Genomic DNA, 22216 nt, shown 5'->3' with positions numbered 1-22216 from the left:
CTCGAACGCGACGCAAGAGAAAGCGCCACGCTCAAACAATCGTCGCCGCAACCGTCGTCGTAATGCACCTAAAGCGGAAAACACGACGGCAACTGAAGCTGCAAGCACTGAAACGCCTGCTACTGAAAAAGCTCCGGCAGCAGAACCAGTTGCCAAAACAGCAGCGCCTGCTGAGAAAGTCACTCAGCCAACTGCTGATTCGACAGAAAAAGCAACGGCTAACGCAAAAGCAACTAGCGCTGAAAAGCCAGCAGAAAAAGCAGCGTCGGAGCCTGAAAGTGCAACACCGAATGATACCGCAGTAAGCAAAACTTCAAAAGAAGAAGCGCCTAAAGCCGAAACAAAAGCAGAAAAAGCTGAAAAGCCATCTGCGCAAGCTGAGGCCGTAACGACTGCTGAAACTGAAGCGAAAGAAGACGATACAAAACCGGCACCGCAACGTCGTCGCCGTCGTCGTAGCCCAAGCTCAGAAAAAGAAGCCACTGGCGAACAAGCATCAGGAACCAAAGCCCAATCTGAAGCACCAGCAGAAAAAGCTGAAACGGCAAAAGCTCTAGTGGAGAAAAAGCCTGAGCCGAAGCCGGAAGCTGCAGAGTCTAAATCAAGCCCTGATGTTTCGGTTGCCGTTGCAAACTCAAACGCTAGTACCTTTAAGCCTCAGCGCCCAGCACGCCGTCGCCAGCGAGGTGAAGCAAAACTTGCACACAACGACCCACGCGCGAAAGCTACTGAAAGCCAGCCATCAGCGGCTTCAGCAGCACCAGTGAATGAAGGTGAAACGCAAGGCCAATAAGCTTTATTGGACTTTCTTTAAGCCAGAAGTTAGCTTAATGCGCTTCTGGCTTTTTATTTTACGGATATAAATCTATGCCTCTTTCTGAATCTGCCGTCGACCAACTAGAAGAGTTATTGTTTGACAAGTCTCTTAGTGATGACACGCTTGACTATTTTGGCTTGCACGGCCTGGTGAGCGCGACTGTTGTTGGTCCTGTTGAATTAACAATACCGCAAATAACCAACATCTGCCTCGCAGAGCAAACATTGAACGGAATGGAGAAAGAGTTAGACCACTTAGCGGGCTGCATTGCAGTCATGCAAAGCGAACTCATAGAAAGCCTTACCGAAGGCTCGTCAATTATTCTCCCTTTCGAAGATGAAGACGAACATTATGATGATGCGTTGATAAGCTGGTGCGCGGGTTTTGTTGAGGGAATTTTAAATAACGAGTCAGATTGGTTTAATCAGAACGAAGAAATAAGCGCCGAATTGTTACTTCCGTATATGGCCTTATCTGGTTTATTTGATAATGAAGACTTTGCTCCAATCATCAACAATAAGAAGTTAATGCAACAGTTTGAAACGATCATTGCTGAACAACTAACCGACGTATTTTTGTTCTATCACAGCAAAGCTTAAGACCATTTATGCGAGTCGAATTGAGGCTCGCACACTATTCCCCTTATCGTTGAAGCGCACTTTGCGGCAGAGCGATTCAACCAACTTCAAACCTCTCCCGTGAAAACTAGGAGCATGATCATCGAAAGGCCTTTCTGTGATGCCGGAAATATCAAATCCAGCGCCTGAATCGATAATCTCAATATCGAGAACTCTTGGTTCATCAAGACCGTACTCAAGTTTTATTTCAATGCTCGCTTCGCTTAATGCTGTCAAGCGCTCTGCACGCATCAAATAATAATTTTCAAAACCTTCTGCATCTTGTTTCAGAGAAGAGCATAACTGCAAAATGCCATGATCCAAGGCATTACAGAATAACTCCGTCAGGACAGTTGCAATTGTTTCCTGATGAACCGCAAATTCAGGTCGATCCGGAAGCAAATAAAACACCTCAGACGCAATATTTAGATCTTTACGCAAGAATTCCTCATTGAACATGAGCGAGGTTTTCCAGGGAAACATCGAAACGTCGTTCATAAGAATATCATCAGCTTCCGGCTTATATGCCATCACCTCTAGTAAAGATACATCATCTTGCTGAGGTGCATCCTCAACAAAGCTGTGGTATTGACTCAACATCTCCTCGAACACGTCCGTTTGCTCTCTTGAAACACACTGAGCTACACGATCCATCCCAAACATTTCATCAGTGCTGTTTGTCGACTCTGGAATTCCATCAGTCATTAGAAGAAGAGAATCTCCCTGGTGGAAATCAATATCATCCATACTGGCATTAAACGCTTCATTCTCAAGAATCCCTAAAGGCAGATGTTTAGAAAGCACTTCATTACATTTTCCTTCATAGGCATTAACATGATAACAAGCAGGCAAACCACCCAACCATACCCTTGCCCTTTCACCACTAGCATCCAGCTCAATAAAGCCCGCAGCGCAAAACATTGATCGCGGCACAAAGTTTCTCAAAGAACGATTCATCTCCCTAACGATAGAAGCCGCCGGCTTACCTTTTCGCGTCATCGTAAAAAATACTTGAGACAATGGAATCGTGCCAATTGCGGCGGCTAAACCGTGACCAGTAAGATCACCCAAAAATATGTACAAACCTCCAAACGGTTTTCGCGCAAACAGACATATGTCGCCATTGAACGTGGATTGAGATGCGATATATGAGCGAACATTTTTACAATCGCTTAGGTTCCGCGATAGAGAGTGCGACAAAACATGCTGTCCGGTTTCATGTTCCTGACGCAAGGTTTCATGCAAAACTTCAAGCTCTTTAGTCTTGTCTTGAAGCTCGTTCATTAAACTCTTGGTACGCATATGCGCCTTGATTTTTGACACCAATATTGAGGTATCAACAGGCTTTTGAAGAAAGTCGTCCCCACCGCATGCCAAACATTCTTTTAGGGCATCTTTAGCGTTGTTAGAGGTAAGAAAAATAATAGGAGTGTGATTTTTACCCGCTAATTCTTTAATCACTGGTGCCGTGGCGAATCCGTCCATAACAGGCATCACTACATCAAGCAGAACAAGATCTGGAGAATGCTCCTTGAATAAAGCGATTGCTTGCTCGCCATTCTCTGCTTCAATGCATTCATTACCAATGTCTTTTAACGCGACCTTTAGAACGATACGGCAAATTTCCTGATCGTCGACGATCAATATCTTCAAGACCAGAGCTCCCATACGGGTTTAACTGTTTCGGGTAAAGGCTGGATACGTCCTAACTCTGCCCATGACCAATCAGGCGAATGAAAATCACTGCCAACAGAACCATACAAACCAAATCTACGACACATATCGCCTAGCATTCCGACCTCTCCTGGTTTTTGTCCAGATACGACAACTTCCATTCCTTGCCCTCCCAAGTCGCTAAACTCAACAATCAATTCACGAAGTCTAGTTAAACTAAAATCATACTTACGAGGATGTGCGATAACACCTGTTGCGCCAGCTTCTTTAACCCACGACATCACTGTCTGTAAATCCGGCCAAATACTTTTCACATCTCCTGCCTTACCAGAACCCAAGTAACGCTTAAATGCTTCATTCATTGTCTCAACGGCGCCAATTTCGATAAGCACTTTGGCAAAATGAGGCCTTCCGGGTATTCCCTCATGGCTCAAGCTTTTCGCTTTATCAAATGTTGGCGGTAGGCCTTTTTTCTCGAGTCGAGCAGATATTTCTTGAGCTCGAGCAATTCTCAACTCAGTTTGATGTCGTTGCACTTGTGTCATCACAGGACAATCTAAAGAGAAGTTATAAGCCAATATATGCACGCCGAACTTACTCCACTGACAAGAGATTTCGATTCCTGGCACCAGACTCATGCCTAACTCTTCGGCAACCGAATTAGCCTCATTTAGGCCCGCGATCGTGTCATGATCGGTGAGCGACAAACACTCAACACCATTCGCATGCGCGCGTTCAACAACATCTCGTGGACTTAAACTGCCATCAGACATAAAACTATGGCAATGTAAGTCAATATTTGAAAACCTCACACTAATATTCTCGTTTATAACATCGTATAATCTTGCCGCCTTTTTGAATTTTGAAGGCGACTGCTTGTTTTGCTTTAAATCTTTGGAAAAATAATGACCCAACCTAATCAGAAAGCAAACTCTGGAAATATATACCTAGAACTTATTTTGTGTGTAATTCTTCCTACACTCGTTCTTAAATACCTCAGCCCAGAAGACCAACTCGGACCAGTGTATGGTTTGATTCTTGGCCTTTCATTGCCGCTAGGCTACGGCATCTACCAATTCGTTCAAGAGAAAAAATTCGGTTTTATTCCAGCTCTTGGTTTCATCAGCATATTGCTCACAAGCAGCATCGGTTTGCTTGAACTCGACAGCAAATATATCGCTATAAAAGAAGCAGCCATTCCTCTCATAATTGGTATTGGCACCATTATTTCGTTAAAAACGCCCTACCCACTGGTTAAGACATTTATCTATAACGATAAAATACTTCAGATCGACAAAGTAGACGCTGCGTTAGCAGAAAACCAGTCGCAAGGCCTTTTTGAGGACGCTCTGAAAATCGCCACCTATATACTTGCCGCATCATTCCTTTTGTCGGCAATCTTGAACTACGTACTGGCAAAGGTAATTGTTACTAGCCCAAGTGGAACAGCTGAATTTAATGATCAACTCGGCACAATGAATTTACTCAGCTATCCAGTAATCACGATCCCCTGCGTAATCGTTATGATTATCGCGATGATGTATCTATTTAAAAAAATTAAATCACTCACCGGCCTCGCGCTAGAAGACATATTGCACAGTTGAGATATTATGTATTACGCCATTATTTCTACAGATGTGGAAAACAGTTTAGAAAAACGCAAATCAGCACGCCCTGCTCACATAGAACGACTTGAGCAACTAAAAAATGAAGGCCGATTACTGATCGCAGGACCGCACCCTGCTTTAGATTCTGAAGACCCAGGACCAGCAGGATTTACAGGGAGCCTTGTCGTTGCAGAATTTGCCTCCCTTTCTGAAGCACAAAGCTGGGCAGACGATGATCCGTATATTGCGGCAGGCGTTTACGCAAACGTCGTCGTAAAACCATTTAAAAAAGTACTTCCTTAATTAATTTGTAGGACAAAATTAGCCATGAAATTCGCTTCTATCATCGCAATTATTCTAAGCTTTAGCCTGAGCGCTTCTGTTCACGCCAGCACGATGTATATCGATGACACATTACTCGTTCCACTCAGAAGTGGTGAAGGCACAGGATTCCGCATCGTACACAAAGGACTTCCAAGCGGCACAGCCATTGAAATCATCGAACAAAACAAAGAAACAGGGTACTCCTTTGTACGCACAAAAGGCGGAACAGAGGGTTATTTGCCAACACGCTACCTATCTGCAGAACCTATCGCGAAAGCGAAATTGGCCAAAGCAGAAAAAGAATTAAATCAATTGCGTACTAGCAATAAAGATCTGAATACAAAACTCAACGCCTTGCAAGGTAACTTCAATGCACTTGAGAAAGATCATGCACAAACGAGTAAAACACTAAACGCTAACAACACTGAGTTAGCGCGTGTTAAATCCGTATCAGCGGATGCTCTTAACCTAGACCGCAGCAACCGAGAGCTGCGTGAGAGCAATGAAGAGTTACGCAATCAACTCGAACTACTCGAGGTTGAGAATGCTCGATTAAAAGACAAGTCGGAATCCAATATGATGCTAATCGGAGGCGCACTTGTTCTACTAGGTGTCATTCTTGCGCTCATCGTCCCGCTACTTAAACCAAGCAAAAAGAACGATAGCTGGGCTTAAGCAACTCAACATTCCCCTTCATTTGTAAAACTTCGTAGCACGGTGAGACCTAGTAGACAGTCTCACCGTCACGCCTCCCTCTTGATCAAAACTTATCCGATTCTTGGATTATTCTTTATCTATCTGCTAGATATAAAAGAAAATAACAGGATCAAGTCGCTATGGCACATGTCGCTATGACCAATGTACAACGCAATTATTCTGAAAAACGCAATTTTCGGAGAATGGCATTAAACACTGACATTGAGATTCACATGCTCGACTCAAACAAAACATACCCAGCTATGTGCTTAAACTTAAGTGGAGCTGGTCTGATGTTTAGGCTGAAAGAACCACTTGATAAAGATGCTATTTTTCGCACCACGATCAAATCTGGCACCGAACAAACAGCAGATCTAACAGCGACTTTGCGCGTCATTCGATGCGCTCCAAACGGACCAGAGGGATACGTAGTTGGAGCCGAAATTGTTGAATTCAACTAATGAGTACAAACAAAAAAGGCGTGCTGAGCACGCCTTTTTTGTTTAGTGAAAACTAACTCTCTACAAACGCTCGTTCAATAACGTAGTGTCCTAAATTACCCTGCTTAGCTTCCTCAAACCCCATCTCATCAAGGATTTCACATGTCTCTTTTAACATGCTTGGGCTACCACAAATCATGAAACGATCATTTTCAAGATCTAAGGGTGGCAAACCGATATCTGAGGCTAATTTTCCGTTACGCATCGCATCGGTAATTCTTCCTTGAGTTTTGAATTCATCGCGAGTAACTGTTGGGTAATAGATTAGTTTCTCTTTGACCTCGTCGCCAAAGTACTCGTTGTTTGGCAAGTCGTTGAGAATTTCATCTTGATAAGCCAATTCAGAAACAAACCGCGTACCATGCGTTAGAATCACATTATCATACGCAGCGTAGGTTTCAGGGTCACGGATGATGCTCATAAACGGAGCTAACCCAGTACCTGTGCTAATCAAATATAGGTTTTTCCCGGGCAAGAGATTATCGAGAATCAAAGTACCAGTTGGTTTTCTGCTAAGAAGAATCTCATCTCCTTCTTTGATTTTTTGAAGCTTAGATGTAAGAGGCCCATCAGGAACTTTAATACTGAAAAACTCGAGCTCTTCTTCATAGTTCGCACTCGCAATACTATAAGCGCGCATTAGAGGCTTCCCCTCATGTGGCAAGCCAATCATTATGAAATGCCCATTTTTAAAACGAAACGACGGATCACGACTCGTTTTAAAACTAAACAAGGTATCGTTCCAATGTTTAACGCTTGTAACTTTTTCGGTCATGAAACCCATAATCTTCTCCGCACTTTCGTAAATCTTGATGAGAAGTTTAAAAGCCACTAACATATCTGTAAAACAGGATATATAAATAAGTTTATTCGGATTTGTCGATATGCGTTTTACATTGAAACAACTCGAAGTATTTGTCGCGATAGCACACTATGAAAATGTCAGCGTAGCTTCAGAACATTTAGCGATGTCTCAGTCTGCCGTCAGTGAATCGTTAAAAAACCTGGAGCACCAGTTCGACGTAAAACTATTTGATCGAATTGGAAAATCCTTACAACTAAATGCTTTGGGTAAAGCTCTCCAACAAGAAACAAATAACTTACTAGAACGTGCTCAAATTCTAGAGTCATCATTCGCCCAGCATGTAAGTGATGTTTCACTGAATATTGGAGCAACGCTAACCATCGGCAATTATCTAGCAGTGAATATGATCTCCGAATTTAAACAATCACATCCTGATGCAAGCGTTACTCTCAATGTCGCGAATACAACCGAAATCGCGGATCGTGTTCTAAATTATGAATTGGACATCGGACTTATCGAAGGCGAAATCAACAACAATAGTTTGATCGTAGAAACTTGGTTGACTGACGAACTGGTTGTGTTTTGTTCGCCTTCACACCCTTTAGCAAAACGTAAATCTCTAAATGATGATGAACTATTGAATTCAAACTGGGTACTGAGAGAAAGCGGATCAGGAACTCGCCAGGCCTTCGATCATGCCATGCATGGATTACTAAGCTCACTAAAGATATCCATGGAACTGGAGCATACCGAAGCCATCAAACGGGCCGTTGAATGCAATATAGGCTTGGGCTGCCTTTCGCGCATCACGTTGCAAGACGCCTTTAATCGGGGCACACTAATTGAATTAAGTGTCCCCGAACGCGACTTTCTTCGATCACTTTATCTCATTCATCATAAAGACAAATTTATCAACAACACCATGAGCGACTGGCTTACCTTGTGTAGAGACAAAAACTCACTACAAGTACGCTAGCTTAACATCCATGGAAATAGGACAGAGATGTATCAAAATATTGTTTTTGCTGGAGGGGGAAACAGATGTTTCTGGCAAGCAGGGCTATGGCAAGAGCTTGCAAAACACATCGATCTCGCCCCGACAAAGATTGCTTCTGTTAGTGCCGGCTCAGCGATATCTTGTGCCATTCTGGCTAATAGACTTGACGAAACACTCAATGCGACAATGGAAGTGCAAGCACAAAATAGTAAAAACAGATATTGGTCACACGCGCTTCAAGGAAAAAACATACATCCGCACTCAGAGTTATACCGAAAGATCATCCATAAAGCTCTAGATAAGCCAAGCCTCGTTACACTTCAAAACGCCACAAAAAACAAAGTACTCTTAGCCGAGCTACCTGCCTGGCTTGGACCTCGTTCTGGGGTTCTAGTTGGCCTTGCTAGCTACCAGCTTGAAAAAAAGATTCACCACAGAGTTCATCCCCAATGGGGTAGAAAGTTAGGGTTTCGCTCTCGATTTGTTGTCGCCAATCAGGCAAAGACTATTGACGAGCTCGCCGACCTTATTCTTAGCTCCTCATGCACTCCGCCTTTCACACCAATTATGCGACACAATAATACACACGTTCTTGATGGTGGGATGGTGGATAACGTGCCGGTTCATGGCGTCGATACGAATCAAAGCAAAACTCTTGTATTACTGTCGCGTCCCTATAAAGACCTACCGAATACAGAAAAAATCACATATCTCTGCCCTCTTCAAAAAGTAGAGGTAGAAAGCTGGGATTACACATCACCAAAGAAGGTCCACTCTACTTTCGAACAAGGTAAAAGCGATGCCAAACATTATCTTAAGCAACTATTAGGCTAAGACCACGTTACTTGTGTGACCCTTATCCCAATCGTTTGCCTTTGATTTCGCTTCAAAATCCTAGCTCTATATACTAGCTGGGTTAAATTACTTTTCTCAAAGGAATGTTGTGCCCATGAGTTTTAGCGTACTGCGAAGCACTCATCTGATCATTTGTTTGGTTGCCTTTCTCGCACTGAGTGCGTGTAGTGAAACTCCACCCGTCGCTCGCGAGGAAGACGAAGTGCAGAGCATCAATGTATTTTTCAGTACAGAAAATGAATCAGGTCAAGATGTCGGTAAAGCATTCCAATTCAATCCCGAAAGTGGTCGCATCAACGAACTAGCCACATTCAATGCAGAACCAAACTCCGTCGTGGTGCTCGATACTGACGAAGATGCTCCTGGCTACGAATTCGCAGCCTACGTTGACGGAAAAATGATTAAGTTGCTTAATTATTCGAAAACAGCAAACCGTCGTTCATACGACCTCAAAGAATTTATCGATGACGTGTGCGGCGTATACGCAGCCAAAAGACCTGCATTTTCAGTATTTGATTCAGATAGTGACTACTACCTGAAGACAATCGATGATACAGCAGTATATGTCGCGCTTAAAAATGGCTCTGACTGCTCATTTGCTACAAATCGATATCACTACATAGACTTTGATATATCTCGTTCGAACATCCTTAATGAAAGTTTTAACGTCAGTAGCTCAGAAGTCTTTGGAGCATTTCTGATTGATCCAAATTTTATTTACAACGATGATGATGGTGAGCAGCAAACAGGTCGCTCGATATGGGTATCACACAACGCTGAAACAGAAGCATTGAGCGGTAGGGTTTGGAATGGACCTACATTGTTCGATTTTCCATTTGAGTATAAGTCAGAAAATAAGCCGGCAAGCGACGAAGAAACTCCCCCACCATATGTTGTAAGTGCAGGTGATGACCGCTTAGTTATATTCCGAAACCAAAAAGAATATGACAATAGCCAAATCCTCCAAGCTAGTTATACAACTCTTCATGAGTTAAGTCTTGCCACGCTCAATACTCTTATTAACTCAGAAGATATTGTGGCTAGTGAAAATGCAATCAAAGCGTATTTATCACTTGCACGCTCAACATTTGATAATGCAAACCAAGGTTCCGTCCCAAACCATGCCTTAACGGATGGTTTTATTGCATATGAAGGCGATGACACTCTCTATCGATATCAGTTTGACTCTGGCAATGATGAAGAACTCTATACAAAACAAACAGGCCTAATCGCGTTAACTTTTGCTGCTTTAGATACTGGAGATATCGTAACAATAGAAGAATTTGCTTCTTATCAATCTTTGTTGATTTTCTCTAACGACTCGAGAGCAGAAACAATCTTCGCAGTGAATAGCGCTTCGGATATTGATTTAACGACCCATGAATCTCGTATTTATATCAACGCCTTAGCCCCCACAAACATACTTGCTGAAAACATTTCTACAAACACGTGGGTCACCGCGGAATTTGAGTCTAGTCGGATAGTTAGAGTTATCGAAGGCGCTAAACTTGGCTTTTTGAATAACCCCATTGGCGAAGCCGACTTATTGATATTTGTTTCTGACGAAGACAGTTCAGATGAATATCTGATTGATCCCTATGTGGCGAAATATGATGGAAACCAGATAGATGGAATTTTTAATTTCGAAGAACTGGATGAAGATGATGAAGAACGCGTCATCTCTACAACAGATGTGATTCTAGGTCAGATCAAAGGGGATGTAAGCTCCGTATCAAATAAGATTTATGGCGCCAACTTCACTCTAAACAACGATTTTGGTGGTTTCCAAGTTGATACTCGCTTAGGAACTGAAGGCTATTTCTTTGAACCCAAGCAAACTAAAGATGAGGAAGAAAACCGAATTCAAACATTAAGCTTGGTCAGAACCGTTACAACCGGTAACCCGATCACTTTAAATTTCGCGACCGTCACCGAGCAAAAAAATAAGACATCCATTAACTTATGATTCGATCTAATTTTTTATTCGCCTTGAATAAACTTGTATTACTGGCTGCAATATTGTTGAGCCTAGTTGGCTGTGGTGAACTCGGACTAATAAGTGACTCTGACACCATAGACACGACCATAACGCCAGACTACGTGGAACCAATAGAGGCTTTTAATATTGACTCGAATGACATAACAGTTATTGAGGTCACTAACGCACTTCTACCAACACCAAGAACAGTACCCGAACTCACAAATTTGGTTAGTAATAAAAACCAAATTTTACTCTTAGATATAGATTTATCTGGCGATCGCGATAACGAAGATTTCCCATCCGATAGAGGCGCAAGTCCTGAATTCATAAGCTATTTGGATCCAAGCGAAACAAGTAAACTATATTTTCTCGACCTAGCCTCTCGAAGAGAGCAAGTCATATTCGACCTAGAATCAAATACAAATATCATTGGAGATCGCATATTTTGCCAACTGCTGGCCAACCAGATACTCGACAATGATGCTTTGAGACAAGATAAGTTCGAGCCAAAGCAAGAGCTAAAGCTCTTAGCATCTACAGCCGACACAGACTGTTCAGACTTAGCGCAAGTAAATTATTTCCGTTTTAATATTTCGCCAAATGAAGATAATCAATACAGGGTTCAGCAGCCTGTAGAGGTAGAAGTTCCAGATCCCGACAGCTCAGACCCAGATGCGACAAAAGTAGAATTTGAACTGCAAAACATCTCCTATTCAATTTATCAAGCGACACGTGAGACTGCGCCAGAAAGCCTGTTTTATCAAAGCGATTTAATCGTAAACATCCCGAGCATTGGCTATGCACTTTTAAACTACAGCGAGAGCGATTCAGTTTTAACATCACCATCAACGCTCGCTTACGACCTGCAACAACCAATTGATTCAGACAACACAAACACCTTCCAACTTTGGGAGCATACGAGCACCAATAACATATCGCTGAACGCGGATTTTCAAGTTCTAAATCCTTACCCAAACGGCAGTGATGATTTTGTCATCTTACATGGTGACAAGTTGGTACGACTTAGCCAGTCCATTATGTTTGACAAGATACAAGGCAGTGCTCGTATTAATGCATTAGCAAACCCAATTTATACGTGGACAAATCCGGCCGACGCAGACATTTCAAAACTTAATATCTTAAGCAATGAAACAATTTTAGTGCTAGATGGAAATGATCTTAAGCAAATTGCGACGGATGGAACTGTCACTCTTATTCGCACACTAGCGAACGTTGAGGAGAGAGCGCTAGTTAAATCTGATGCTGATGCACTATTACTTGAGACCAACGCAAGTAAAGTGTCTTTTCTTCTTATCAATACGGGAAGTGGCGGTTTGACCAATATCGTAGGTCAAACCGAGTCGTTACAGACGTTCGATAATCAAGATATTTTTGATTACCACCAGCTAGATTCGATGGTAGACCAACGGATAGCTCGAACACAATCAAGTGGTACTGCCTCACCTGAAATCCACGACAGTGCATGGCTACCGATCAAAAACTACCTAACCGATACAACTGAAATGCATCTGCTGCACTCTAGCAATACCGCCGGCGGCATTTTGCGAAGTGCGAGCATTTATAAATATGACGCTATGGAAAGCACCGGGCAGGGAGAATTAAAAGGCGCTTTAGAATTAGAATACGAAATAGCTAAAGTGATTGATGCAGCTATCATTAACGAACGCTTTGGCATGATCTGGGCAACCAAAACCTTTGAAGAAGGTGCGCCGGTGTATGGATATTACTTTAATCCAAGCGATGAGCAATGGAGCGTTTCACTCTCGACCACGCCAGCAAGCTCTGATTGGCTCCCTTTCATAGAACCCTAGAGCCTGAAGTCAACAAATTACCCCGCTTGTTTTCCGTCCCCCTTGCGATTAACAGCTAAGGCCACCGCTGTGTAGCCTGTATCTACACAGGTTGCCATCAGTTTTTTCAGAAATGCGTAAGGCACGTCTTTATCAGCCATAATAGTGACTGCCGGCTCTTGAATATTCACTCCGTCTGAACGGCTCAATTGATACTTAAGCTCTTCGGATACAGAGGGTTCCACATCTCCAGCAAATGCACTGAAGTCATCTCTAGAAATGATAGTCCGCCCGCCAATAATAATATCCGACACACTGACGGTAATAACTAGTGTTTCCTCTGGTAAGGTTTCAGCCAAAGATACAGGAAGATATATTTTTCCGTCCTGATTCAACACCTGAATGTCAGAACTAGAATTGATCATCAAGAAGAAAACCAAAATGGTAAAAATATCCATCAGAGAAACAAGATTCAACTTGCCGCCCGAATTAGCTGCTCTGCGTTTATGCCGCGCTATACGCTTTGCTTTGACCGATTGCTTCAAAACGATTAGTTCCCTCCAACTTCTGGGGCATCAGCAATGCCAATATCCGGGAACAACTCAGCATTAACCACATTACCCGCTATCACTTTAGGATATGCCCTAACAGCATCCATGACGTTAATAATTGTTTGGTAGGATGAATCGGGCTGAGCGAGTAATGTTATATCTCGCTTATCAGGAACACGTCTTTTCAGCTCTTGCATCGCCAAGCTTAGTGCCGAAAGATTCGGCAAGTTCTGATCTGTATTTTCTATGCGCTTGATAAGAGTATTTGCGCCCTCTTTTAGCTCAATAGCTGTTGGCAAGATCAGCACTTGGAAAGAAAGCTGCTCGGCATCAATGTCTTGCACCTGATCTGCACTAGGGAAGTTTAGCTCTATGATCGCAGTGTGCGAGAAAATAAGATTTATAAGCAAGATGGGAACAAGAACGATCATCAAGTTCATGAACGCCGTGATATCTAAATCGGCTTCTTGTTGAGACCATCTGTGACGTCGGATCATACTAATACAAACAATAGGAAGAATGTGTCTGTATTATAGGGAGTCACTGATTGCTATCAAGAACGGTGCGCACAAAACAATCTTTCGATTAAGAAGTATTATGGCGCACATCAAATAAGTTAGCTCTTTTTGTTTAATTGAGCTTTCCACTTCTCGGCATATAATCGATGCTCATAATTTCTTTGAAGTTCGTATATCTGAACATTCGGATTAGCTGGAGAATTATTACACACCACTTTCACGCCATGTTGCATCGCAATAAACTTCACCTCGTCTGGCGAGATTTGTAGATCACGCGCAGCAACCCGATACTCCTGGCGCGGATGATTGGGATTGCATAGTTCGCGAATTCCCCAGCGATCCATGGCCGGTTTGTATGCGCGATAATACTTCACATAGGACAAGTAAAATGCCAATCCGGCAATGAGCGCGACGCCAAATATACCCTCTTCAGTACCATTGCGTGCAAGAGCCCAAATCAGCGTCCCCGCTAATACCAACAAAGCACAAGAGAGCTTAATTTCGTACGGCGTAAAAATGTTTGGTGCCATCACACCATAATTATCTCCGCGTAACATCCATTTAAGTAGTCGATGAATTCCTTTAAACATGAACACCTCCAAAAGCAGGACATATCTCTAAGGTCGACCATGTATATAGAAGAGCGAATCGCAGCCCGCAATTTTCGTTTGGTTAATTTTTGTTCCCGAGTGCATTCATACTTTACTGAAAAACAGATCATAATTTGTACGAATCTGACTTGTATTTAGGGTTTTGGCTTACTTATACTGAAACAACGCGCACTCAGTTAGTAGTCGAACGCTCCTTTAAAGGTTGCCCCACAGCGGCCTTCGTAATAACAATAATTTTGGAGTCATAAAAATGGGCGAACAATTCGCGACTTGGTACAAAGAACAAGGGGAATATGTCACCGGAGCACTATTCGGTTTAATTACTCTCGATCTATTTATGTTTTTAATGTATTGCATCACTGAACGAACCAGTGAAGGATACGGCTTAGGAACTCTCTTACTTACAGCGTGCATAGGGTTTCTAGCATGGGCTGAAAAATTATATTCCGAGCAAGAACAGCACTAATCGCACCTCTCAGCAGAGGCACCCGCCTCTGCTTAAGATTCATTCAACAATTCTGTTTATCCCATCATATGCAAATTTGGTATTAAGTTTGCTCTCAATCTATTAATCAAGGGTCTGCCAAAAAATCGGCAAATTCGTTCCCCTTTTAAGTGATGAGTAAACAAGAGCATGAACCAAATTTCCCCACGAGACACAATGTTAGAGCTAGGCACTCAGCTAAAGAATGCCTTCAAAACACTCTCATCTAGTTCATCAAATACTCCTCAGCCAATTGCGGAAAGCTCCGCCGAATCCGAAATCCCGAGCACTTCCAGCATACAAGGGCTAGAACAGATCGCTGAGCAAAAGAAACGAAAAGATGTGCAGGTTAAAAACTTAACAAAGGAGATCGGTGAGCAACGCGCTTACCTCAACGAAGTCATCAAGAATAAGCTTTCAGAGTATGGTCTCGCTCCTAACACTCAGTTAAAAATCGAGAAACTTGCGAATGGAAAACTTGCAGTACAAGGTCCTGTCGTTCAAAGTCAATTAGAACGAATCGGGTTTGAGTTAAGCCAAGACAACCATTTTGTATCAGCATACACCGCAGTGAGCAAACAAAACCCGACCCTGGAATATGCGAGCAATGTCAATAAGTTAACGCAAGCATACGGCCAAACAAACAAGGTATTTCAAAGCCTGCTCAGTGAGAAAAATGAATTCAACCAATTAAAAGATATTACCTTGCGCTACCAAAGCCTGTTATCTCAAACCGAATTCAAAAGTGCGAGCGAGGCCTAATTTTATTCAAATGCGAGGGTATCTCCGGCACCTTTGCGCAGAACCATAGCTTGATCATCAGATAGATCAATCACCGAACTAGGCTCGAGACCGCAATAGCCACCATCAATCACAAGATCTAATTGATGCTCTAAAGTCTGACGAATCTCATAAGGATCGGTAAAGGGATATTCTTCACCAGGCAGAATCAAACTTGTACTCATCAACGGAGTCCCAAGTTCTTCTAACAAATCTAATGCAATCTTATTGTCAGGAATACGCAATCCAATTTGTCGACGCTTTGGGTGCATTAAACGTCTCGGCACTTCACTAGTTGCCCGAAGAATAAACGTATACGGCCCTGGTGTATGCGCTTTAATTTGTCTGTACTCACTATTACCAACTTTCGCATAGACAGATATATCACTCAGGTCACGACAAACTAAAGTGAAGTTATGCTTGTCTGTCAGTTGCCTAATAGCTCTAATTTTATCTGCGCCAGCTTTGTTTCCGATTTCACACCCTAATGCGTAAGCAGAATCTGTAGGATAAGCGATGATGCCACCCGACCTTACGATGTCGACAGCCTGTCGGATAAGTCTTGCTTGCGGGTTGTCCGGGTGGATCTGGAAAAACTGGCTCATAAAATCATCCTTTTTTTGAACCGCCCATGCAGTTTGGGGAGGCTAATTGCTTATTATCAAGTTCAGCCCACTCTGTATTGGTGTACAGATGCAATGCCAAAGCGTGAAGACCACTTTGCATTTCGGTATTCACTGCTGAATACACCGCTTGATGACGAGCCACTTTTCGTTTCCCATCAAAGTCATCTGATACCAAGACAAGTTTAAAATGGGTTTCAGAATTTTCTGGCACCGAATGCATATGGCTTTCGTTTTCCAATAGCATATAGTCAATATTGAACGCTTCCGCCAAACTTGTTTTTAACTTCTCTTCTCGGGTCATCACCTATTCCAATGCTCTAAGAGTATCTATTTATACAATGCGCATGCATAGTAATGCGGCAGTGTGATCAATGCCACATTAAACAACTTAAATTAGGGCATAAATCCGTCACTAGTTAGTCTAGATGCTATTAATCCAATGCTTTGTAAAATCCTGATACAAATCAGGGTCGGAAAATTTCAAAAAGCAACTACACTTACGCTGATAAATAAGAAAATACTAGTGGCATGGCAAGTTTCTCGCTTTGCTATTTAATCAAAGAACAGTTTAAGTAAGTCCAAAGTGGGGTTATGAATGAGAATCGCATTACTAGAAGATGAGTTGTCACAAGCCGAAACACTCGTTGCGCAACTCAAAGAAAATGGTCACGACTGTGAGCATTTTGAAACTGGAAAATCCTTTGTGTATTCGGTTCTTCATAATAGCTACGATCTTTTAATTTTGGACTGGCAACTTCCTGACATTGAAGGTACAGAAGTATTACGACAAGTTCGTGCCGAAATGAATTGGCGCGTCCCGGTATTATTCCTAACTCAGCGCGACAGTGAAGCCGATATCATTACAGCGCTTGATGCGGGTGCTGACGACTATTTGGTAAAGCCTGCACGAATTGGTGAGCTGACGGCAAGAATCAACGCGCTGAGCCGTCGATTAGGTACAGAGCAAGCTGAACAAGAAGAGCTAGAAATCGGACCTTACGTCATAAATCTGAGCAAGAGAACAATCATCTCATCTGGAGAGGAAGTCTCGCTTACAGATAAAGACTTCGACCTCGCGGTATTTATGTTCCAAAATATTGGCCGACTTTTGTCTCGCGACTTCTTGCTAGAGCGAGTATGGGGCATCTCTTCAAATATTAATACGCGAACTGTTGATACGCACGTGAGTCGTTTGCGCCGAAAACTTAATATCAAACCAGAGAACGGCTTTAGAATTAAGACTATTTATCAGCACGGCTATCGCCTTGAGCGCGGGGGAGACTAAAAGCTTCACCGCTTAAAGTGTAATACTATGAATGGTCCTGTGCAGTCAGTTCATCACCGTCTAACCCTTATATTCGCAGCAAGTTTTGTTGCGTTAGCGCTTACTTTGACTTCACCAAGTATCAATGCTGAGAGTTATGATGGATATCAAAACCTAGATTGGCACTACACAGTAAGACCAAATGATTCCTTGAAAGACGTGGCTGAGCGTTTGTTGAAACGTCAGTATTCTTGGACATCTATCTCTCATTACAACCGCCTCAAAGACGTTGAAAATCTGCAAGTCGGCTCGATTATTAAAGTCCCTATCTCGTGGCTCAAATACCAACCTCGTCCAGCGAAAATTATTAGCTCTGAAGGCCTAGCTTTAATCAAACGCCGTCAAGAAACACGCTATCATGCGATAAAAAGTAACACTCAGATCTATGTTGGGGATGAACTTTTAACGAGGGATGGGAAAATCACAGTTCAATTTGCTGATAATTCCACCGTCAAGCTTGATCCGCACTCCCACCTAATCTTCAACAAATTAAGCAAGTACGAAGACGTAGGGATGGTAGACACACGCATGCGCCTAAGCAGAGGTGGCTTGCGAACAACCGTAAGTCCTTTGGTAAACGGTTCTCGTTACGAAATAAGCACACCGAGCGCCGTTGCGGCAGTGCGTGGCACTGACTTCCGTTTAAGATCGAGCCTTATGGGAACAACGCTAGAAGTTCTCGAAGGCAAAGTTGAATTTTTCTATGATCACGGAAGACAAATGATCGAGTCAGGGGATGGTGTTCGCACAATTGTTGGCCGAGAAAATCTTGAAAGAATCAATCTATTTAACCTTCCTCGCTTCAAAGCCTCTAGTGATTTAAGCAACATTTCAGATGCAGAAGAAACGCTGAATTGGCGAGGTTTACCCGCAGATTTAAATGTCGAAGACAAAAACGCGAGCTTCAAAGCCAGTGGCGCAAGTGTTGATACGAAAGATGACGAATCTGCGTCTCAAGTTCAGACAAATGATGAAGAGGTAAACCAAGACCCTGACGCAGCGACGCTAGACTTACCTCTACCAGGGAGCATCGTTGATGCGTTTACTGCTGAATTCTCATGGGAAGTGAAACACCCAGAAACACTGTCCCGCTTTGAGCTGTCGAAAACAGATGACTTTAAGCGCTTAGCACTTCCGACAAAATGGTCTGAAAATACCAGTTACCGCCTTGAAGACTCTATCGCCGCTGGCAATTATTTCTGGAGAGTTCGTACATTAAGCGCTGGAAAAGCAGAAGCTACTAGTGCTGCAAGAGCAGTATCTATTCAAGGTAAACTCGACGTCGTTAATATTCTGACCGTCAACTATATTGGCGACCAAGTGGGAATTTTCTGGCACACCGTAGACAACGCCCAAGGCTATGTATTACAAATATCAGACGATAAAGAGTTCAGAAGATTATTAAAAGAAGAAACGCTTAGTAAAACACGTGCGTTCCTCAAGCTACCAGAAGGCAAGCATTTTTATGCCCGTGTAAAAGGCTTAGGCGACGAAATATTTAGTTCAGAGTTTGGCCCACATAAAGATATTTTGTTAGAGCCTACTCCTCAATAAATACAATAGAACTATGGCAAGCAAGCCTATAAACGATCCACATCCTTACGAGCAGCACATTCTCACTTTGGCGCTTATTTTAGTGAGCGCGCTGCTTGTATATAGCCACGTAGCAAAGCGTCTAGACCTCCTCACTTATGATGCATTTACGCATGCAGCAACGGTGGATCCAGACCCTAATACCGTTATTATTTCGATTGATGAGAAAAGTCTTAGTAGCATTGGCCAATGGCCTTGGCGAAGAGCTATTCACGCACAACTTGTTGATAAGCTGAGATATTATCAAGCCTCACTCATCGTATTTGATGTATTGTTTTCAGAGTATGACACGCAACACCCAGCGGATGACTTTCTTCTCGCTGAGGCAATAGAAGATGCAGGAAATGTTCTGTTACCTCTACATGTTCACCCCCTCGCCTATGACAAGCCGCTTTCAGAAATTCTACCTATTCCAGAATTAGCCAACGCCGCACTTGGCTTAGGGCACGTCCATGTTGAGCTCGATGAGGATGGTCTGACTCGCGGAATATTTCTCAACACAGGTGTCGGAGATGCATACTGGCCTGCGATGTCTATGGCCATGGCGGTCGAAACCAATCCCATGGTTCAATATTTACAAGAGATTCGCCAACAGACGCGTGTCCCATATGTGGCAGTCAACGCAGAATACCGCCTTATTCCGTTTGCAGGACCTCGCGGCACTTACCCGACTTACAGTTATGTTGACGTGATGTCGAATAAGATACCGGCCGAGACATTCCGCAACAAAACAATTCTTATTGGGGCAACTGCGGCTGGCTTAGGTGATATTATCCCCACGCCCTTTTCTCATATGAATAGCCCTATGTCGGGCGTTGAAATTCACGCGAACGCCTACTCTGCAATCATCAATCAAAAGATTATTCGTAGCGTTTCGGAGCGGTGGGTATATCTATTAACATTCGCATTCATTCTTGTTCCTATCTTAATTTTTCCACGTATTCGTCCAACTTTCGTCATGCCCTCAACCATGTTATTGGCGGCAGGAATATTTGGGTTTAGCTACGCTCTATTAGTATTAGATAGAACGTGGTTCCCACCGGTAAACAGTGTGCTTGGAGTATTGATTGCCTACCCTTTATGGAGCTGGCAAAGAATGCGTCACCTAAATAGTTTTTTTAGCAATGAGTTAGAAAGACTAAGTAGAGAGCCTGACCTAAGCTTTCGTCGCTTGAGCCAGCATAGCCTTGAGAAAATATTCCTAGCGCTGATCGCGATTATCAAGCCCAAAGCTTATGCCTTTACGCACAATGGAAACGTAATTCATGGATTAAACCCACACCAACTAAGCTCATACCGCATATTAGAAGAAGGGGTATGGCAGCATGACGAAAGCTCGAGTTGGATCAAGCTCACTATTGGAGATGATAAATACCGTATTGGGCTTGCCATTCCAAGCGCTGGATTTAGACGCCCTATTACTGAGTTCCTGAATAAGCTGGAGCTGCAATCTGGCCAAGAAGCCATCATCAAAAAACCATCAGAGCAGATAGCGAAGCGTATTCATCAAGTACGTGACGCCATCACTGCGATGCAAGACATGCGTACATTTATTTCTCGCGGCTTTGAAGAAATGCCTGGGGCTGTCATTGTAACCGACCCTATCGGATTAATCGTCTATGCAAATAGCCGCGCACTATCATGGTTGCAGGCTGAGAAAAAACAAATTATCTCCACACCAATATACGAGCTTTTTGCCGCTCTCAAAGCCGACAATGATGATTTTAATCAAGCAATATCAACGTGCCTGTTAGAGGGAAAAGGAAAACAATTCAATCTATCGATTGGACACAGAGATGTGATGATTCATTGCCTGCCATTTTTAGTGGACGAACATAGTGATGCCGGTTTAATGATTAGCATGTCAGACATCACTGAAATTCGTCAGCAGCAACGTGAAAAAAACCAACTGATCGACTTTCTTTCCCATGATGTTCGCTCACCACTTAGTTCTCAGCTCGCCCTACTCCAAGGCTTAAGATCTGGTCGTATTGAATTTGATTCTTCTGTCATTGATCAATTAGCGAGTCATGCAGAACGCTCACTTAGCCTTTCAGATCAATTCTTACAAATCACTCGCGCTGAACAAGCGATTGAAGAAGACTTTTACGAATTTGAATTGGTCAATGCGATCGAGAACGCCATTGATTCAATCAGCCAGCTTGCACGTCAGAAAAATATCGACATCACTCTCTCGGGGGACGAAGAGATATGGCTATTTGGCAGTGCTGAGCTAATTGAGCGAAGCTTGATTAATCTACTTAGTAATGCAACCAAGTATAGTGATGAGAGCAAACCGATTAACGTCGATGTGCAACAAAAAGATACGCTCGCCGTCATCACAATCGAAGACCAAGGTTTTGGCATAAAGGCGGATGAGTTACCGAGAATTTTTGAGCGTTTCAGAAGACAACAAGTGTCCGAAAAATCTGGTCCTAAAGGCGCAGGTCTCGGTCTAAATTTTGTCAAAGTTGTGGTCGAAAAACACAAAGGCGACATCTCAGTCGATAGCGTTTATGGTGTTGGCTCTGCGTTTACTATTCGTCTACCCATTCTATCCGATCAATAACGGGAGTAACTGTGCAAAACCCTATTCATCAAACCAAACTTTTTCTTCTATTCATTGCCTCAACGCTTATTTTGAGTGCTTGCACTGGAACGCGTCCGAAACAACTTGGAGAAGCGCAAACCTCGTTGCAAGTTTGTCCGAGCTCACCAAACTGCGTCAGCTCTCTCAAGGATGAAGATAAAGACCACTTTATCGAAAGTATTAGCTATACCAATAAGTCTTCGACTCACGAAGCACTGGTAAAAGCGATCAACTCAGACGAATCAGCTGAGCTAATCATCAAAACTGATCAGTACATCTATGCAGAATATACGAGCGCGATCATGCGTTATGTAGATGATGTAGAGTTCTTATTCGACGACAACCAACAACGTATACACGTGCGTTCTGCTTCCCGACTTGGGCATTCTGACTTTGGCGTGAATCGCGATCGAATTGAACAAATTCGTTCTCAGCTTAACGATGGGGCTCTATAA

Annotated in this window: 23 protein-coding genes and 1 pseudogene; 16 read left to right on the top strand and 8 right to left on the bottom strand. The window is 43.0% G+C overall.

Annotated elements, in window-relative coordinates:
• Nucleotides 1-793, top strand: a pseudogene (locus A3738_RS31095) (hypothetical protein); the annotation flags it as partial.
• A gap of 74 nt (nt 794-867) precedes the next feature.
• Complete coding sequence (locus A3738_RS12645) at nt 868-1416, top strand: YecA family protein (RefSeq protein ID WP_068502308.1); 549 nt, start codon at nt 868-870, stop codon at nt 1414-1416.
• A 6-nt stretch (nt 1417-1422) separates the two neighbouring features.
• On the opposite strand, the gene A3738_RS12640 is transcribed toward A3738_RS12645, so the two are convergent.
• On the bottom strand, nt 1423-3087 hold the full coding sequence (locus A3738_RS12640; protein WP_197473837.1) for a fused response regulator/phosphatase: 1665 nt from the start codon (nt 3085-3087) through the stop codon (nt 1423-1425).
• Nucleotides 3084-3920, bottom strand: a complete 837-nt coding sequence (locus A3738_RS12635) for a PHP domain-containing protein (RefSeq protein WP_255375023.1) — start codon at nt 3918-3920, stop codon at nt 3084-3086. The genes A3738_RS12640 and A3738_RS12635 overlap by 4 nt, the downstream gene beginning before the upstream one ends.
• A gap of 93 nt (nt 3921-4013) precedes the next feature.
• Between A3738_RS12635 and A3738_RS12630 the strand changes: the two genes are divergently transcribed.
• From A3738_RS12630 to A3738_RS12615, 4 genes are all read left to right on the top strand, one after another.
• The gene (locus A3738_RS12630; RefSeq protein ID WP_068474722.1) at nt 4014-4712 is read left to right on the top strand and encodes a VC0807 family protein; all 699 of its coding nucleotides are present in this window, start codon (nt 4014-4016) and stop codon (nt 4710-4712) included.
• Between the two features lie 6 nt (nt 4713-4718).
• On the top strand, nt 4719-5018 hold the full coding sequence (locus A3738_RS12625) for a YciI family protein (RefSeq protein ID WP_068479545.1): 300 nt from the start codon (nt 4719-4721) through the stop codon (nt 5016-5018).
• Between the two features lie 24 nt (nt 5019-5042).
• Nucleotides 5043-5714, top strand: coding sequence for a TIGR04211 family SH3 domain-containing protein (locus A3738_RS12620; RefSeq protein ID WP_068479543.1), 672 nt, complete (start codon nt 5043-5045; stop codon nt 5712-5714).
• A gap of 161 nt (nt 5715-5875) precedes the next feature.
• Nucleotides 5876-6196 (top strand): PilZ domain-containing protein, encoded by a 321-nt coding sequence (locus A3738_RS12615; RefSeq protein ID WP_068479541.1) that lies wholly within the window; start codon nt 5876-5878, stop codon nt 6194-6196.
• A 52-nt stretch (nt 6197-6248) separates the two neighbouring features.
• On the opposite strand, the gene A3738_RS12610 is transcribed toward A3738_RS12615, so the two are convergent.
• Nucleotides 6249-7022, bottom strand: a complete 774-nt coding sequence (locus A3738_RS12610; RefSeq protein WP_369819801.1) for a ferredoxin--NADP reductase — start codon at nt 7020-7022, stop codon at nt 6249-6251.
• A 97-nt stretch (nt 7023-7119) separates the two neighbouring features.
• Between A3738_RS12610 and A3738_RS12605 the strand changes: the two genes are divergently transcribed.
• From A3738_RS12605 to A3738_RS12590, 4 genes are all read left to right on the top strand, one after another.
• Nucleotides 7120-8016, top strand: coding sequence for a LysR family transcriptional regulator (locus A3738_RS12605; RefSeq protein ID WP_068479537.1), 897 nt, complete (start codon nt 7120-7122; stop codon nt 8014-8016).
• Nucleotides 8017-8043: 27 nt separating this feature from the next.
• Nucleotides 8044-8871, top strand: coding sequence for a patatin-like phospholipase family protein (locus tag A3738_RS12600; protein ID WP_068479535.1), 828 nt, complete (start codon nt 8044-8046; stop codon nt 8869-8871).
• Nucleotides 8872-8986: 115 nt separating this feature from the next.
• Complete coding sequence (locus tag A3738_RS12595) at nt 8987-10858, top strand: hypothetical protein (RefSeq protein ID WP_068479534.1); 1872 nt, start codon at nt 8987-8989, stop codon at nt 10856-10858.
• Entirely contained in the window at nt 10855-12705 is a 1851-nt protein-coding gene (locus tag A3738_RS12590; protein WP_068479531.1) for a hypothetical protein, read from the top strand. The genes A3738_RS12595 and A3738_RS12590 overlap by 4 nt, the downstream gene beginning before the upstream one ends.
• Nucleotides 12706-12722: 17 nt before the next feature.
• On the opposite strand, the gene A3738_RS12585 is transcribed toward A3738_RS12590, so the two are convergent.
• The 3 genes from A3738_RS12585 to A3738_RS12575 all read right to left on the bottom strand — a co-directional run bounded on the left by A3738_RS12585 (nt 12723) and on the right by A3738_RS12575 (nt 14343).
• A complete protein-coding gene (locus A3738_RS12585; RefSeq protein WP_068473188.1) occupies nt 12723-13229 on the bottom strand; it encodes a biopolymer transporter ExbD in 507 nt (168 codons plus the stop codon).
• A 5-nt stretch (nt 13230-13234) separates the two neighbouring features.
• On the bottom strand, nt 13235-13732 hold the full coding sequence (locus A3738_RS12580) for a biopolymer transporter ExbD (RefSeq protein ID WP_068473191.1): 498 nt from the start codon (nt 13730-13732) through the stop codon (nt 13235-13237).
• Between the two features lie 119 nt (nt 13733-13851).
• Nucleotides 13852-14343 carry a hypothetical protein gene (locus A3738_RS12575; protein ID WP_068502631.1) on the bottom strand — a complete coding sequence of 164 codons (492 nt, stop codon included), beginning with the start codon at nt 14341-14343 and terminating at the stop codon, nt 13852-13854.
• Between the two features lie 271 nt (nt 14344-14614).
• Between A3738_RS12575 and A3738_RS12570 the strand changes: the two genes are divergently transcribed.
• Nucleotides 14615-14830 (top strand): hypothetical protein, encoded by a 216-nt coding sequence (locus A3738_RS12570; protein ID WP_068479528.1) that lies wholly within the window; start codon nt 14615-14617, stop codon nt 14828-14830.
• 168 nt (nt 14831-14998) lie between these two features.
• The gene (locus A3738_RS12565) at nt 14999-15610 is read left to right on the top strand and encodes a hypothetical protein (RefSeq protein ID WP_156502725.1); all 612 of its coding nucleotides are present in this window, start codon (nt 14999-15001) and stop codon (nt 15608-15610) included.
• Nucleotides 15611-15612: 2 nt separating this feature from the next.
• Here the strand turns inward: A3738_RS12565 and A3738_RS12560 are convergent, their stop codons facing one another.
• The gene (locus tag A3738_RS12560; protein WP_068479524.1) at nt 15613-16233 is read right to left on the bottom strand and encodes an L-threonylcarbamoyladenylate synthase; all 621 of its coding nucleotides are present in this window, start codon (nt 16231-16233) and stop codon (nt 15613-15615) included.
• A 4-nt stretch (nt 16234-16237) separates the two neighbouring features.
• Complete coding sequence (locus A3738_RS12555; RefSeq protein ID WP_068479522.1) at nt 16238-16555, bottom strand: BolA family transcriptional regulator; 318 nt, start codon at nt 16553-16555, stop codon at nt 16238-16240.
• A gap of 294 nt (nt 16556-16849) precedes the next feature.
• Here A3738_RS12555 and A3738_RS12550 point away from each other — a divergent pair, with 294 nt between their 5' ends.
• Genes A3738_RS12550 through A3738_RS12535 form a run of 4 tightly spaced genes read left to right on the top strand, consistent with a single transcriptional unit; the run spans nt 16850 to nt 22216 of the window.
• Nucleotides 16850-17539, top strand: coding sequence for a response regulator transcription factor (locus A3738_RS12550; RefSeq protein WP_068479520.1), 690 nt, complete (start codon nt 16850-16852; stop codon nt 17537-17539).
• Between the two features lie 27 nt (nt 17540-17566).
• The gene (locus tag A3738_RS12545; protein WP_068473013.1) at nt 17567-19132 is read left to right on the top strand and encodes a FecR domain-containing protein; all 1566 of its coding nucleotides are present in this window, start codon (nt 17567-17569) and stop codon (nt 19130-19132) included.
• Between the two features lie 13 nt (nt 19133-19145).
• On the top strand, nt 19146-21740 hold the full coding sequence (locus A3738_RS12540; RefSeq protein ID WP_068479518.1) for a CHASE2 domain-containing protein: 2595 nt from the start codon (nt 19146-19148) through the stop codon (nt 21738-21740).
• Between the two features lie 11 nt (nt 21741-21751).
• Nucleotides 21752-22216, top strand: coding sequence for a DUF1499 domain-containing protein (locus tag A3738_RS12535; RefSeq protein WP_068479516.1), 465 nt, complete (start codon nt 21752-21754; stop codon nt 22214-22216).

It is taken from the genome of Oleiphilus sp. HI0066 (assembly GCF_001635725.1).
Note: the sequence above shows the minus strand (reverse complement) of the source record. Positions and strands in the feature narration are given on the sequence as shown.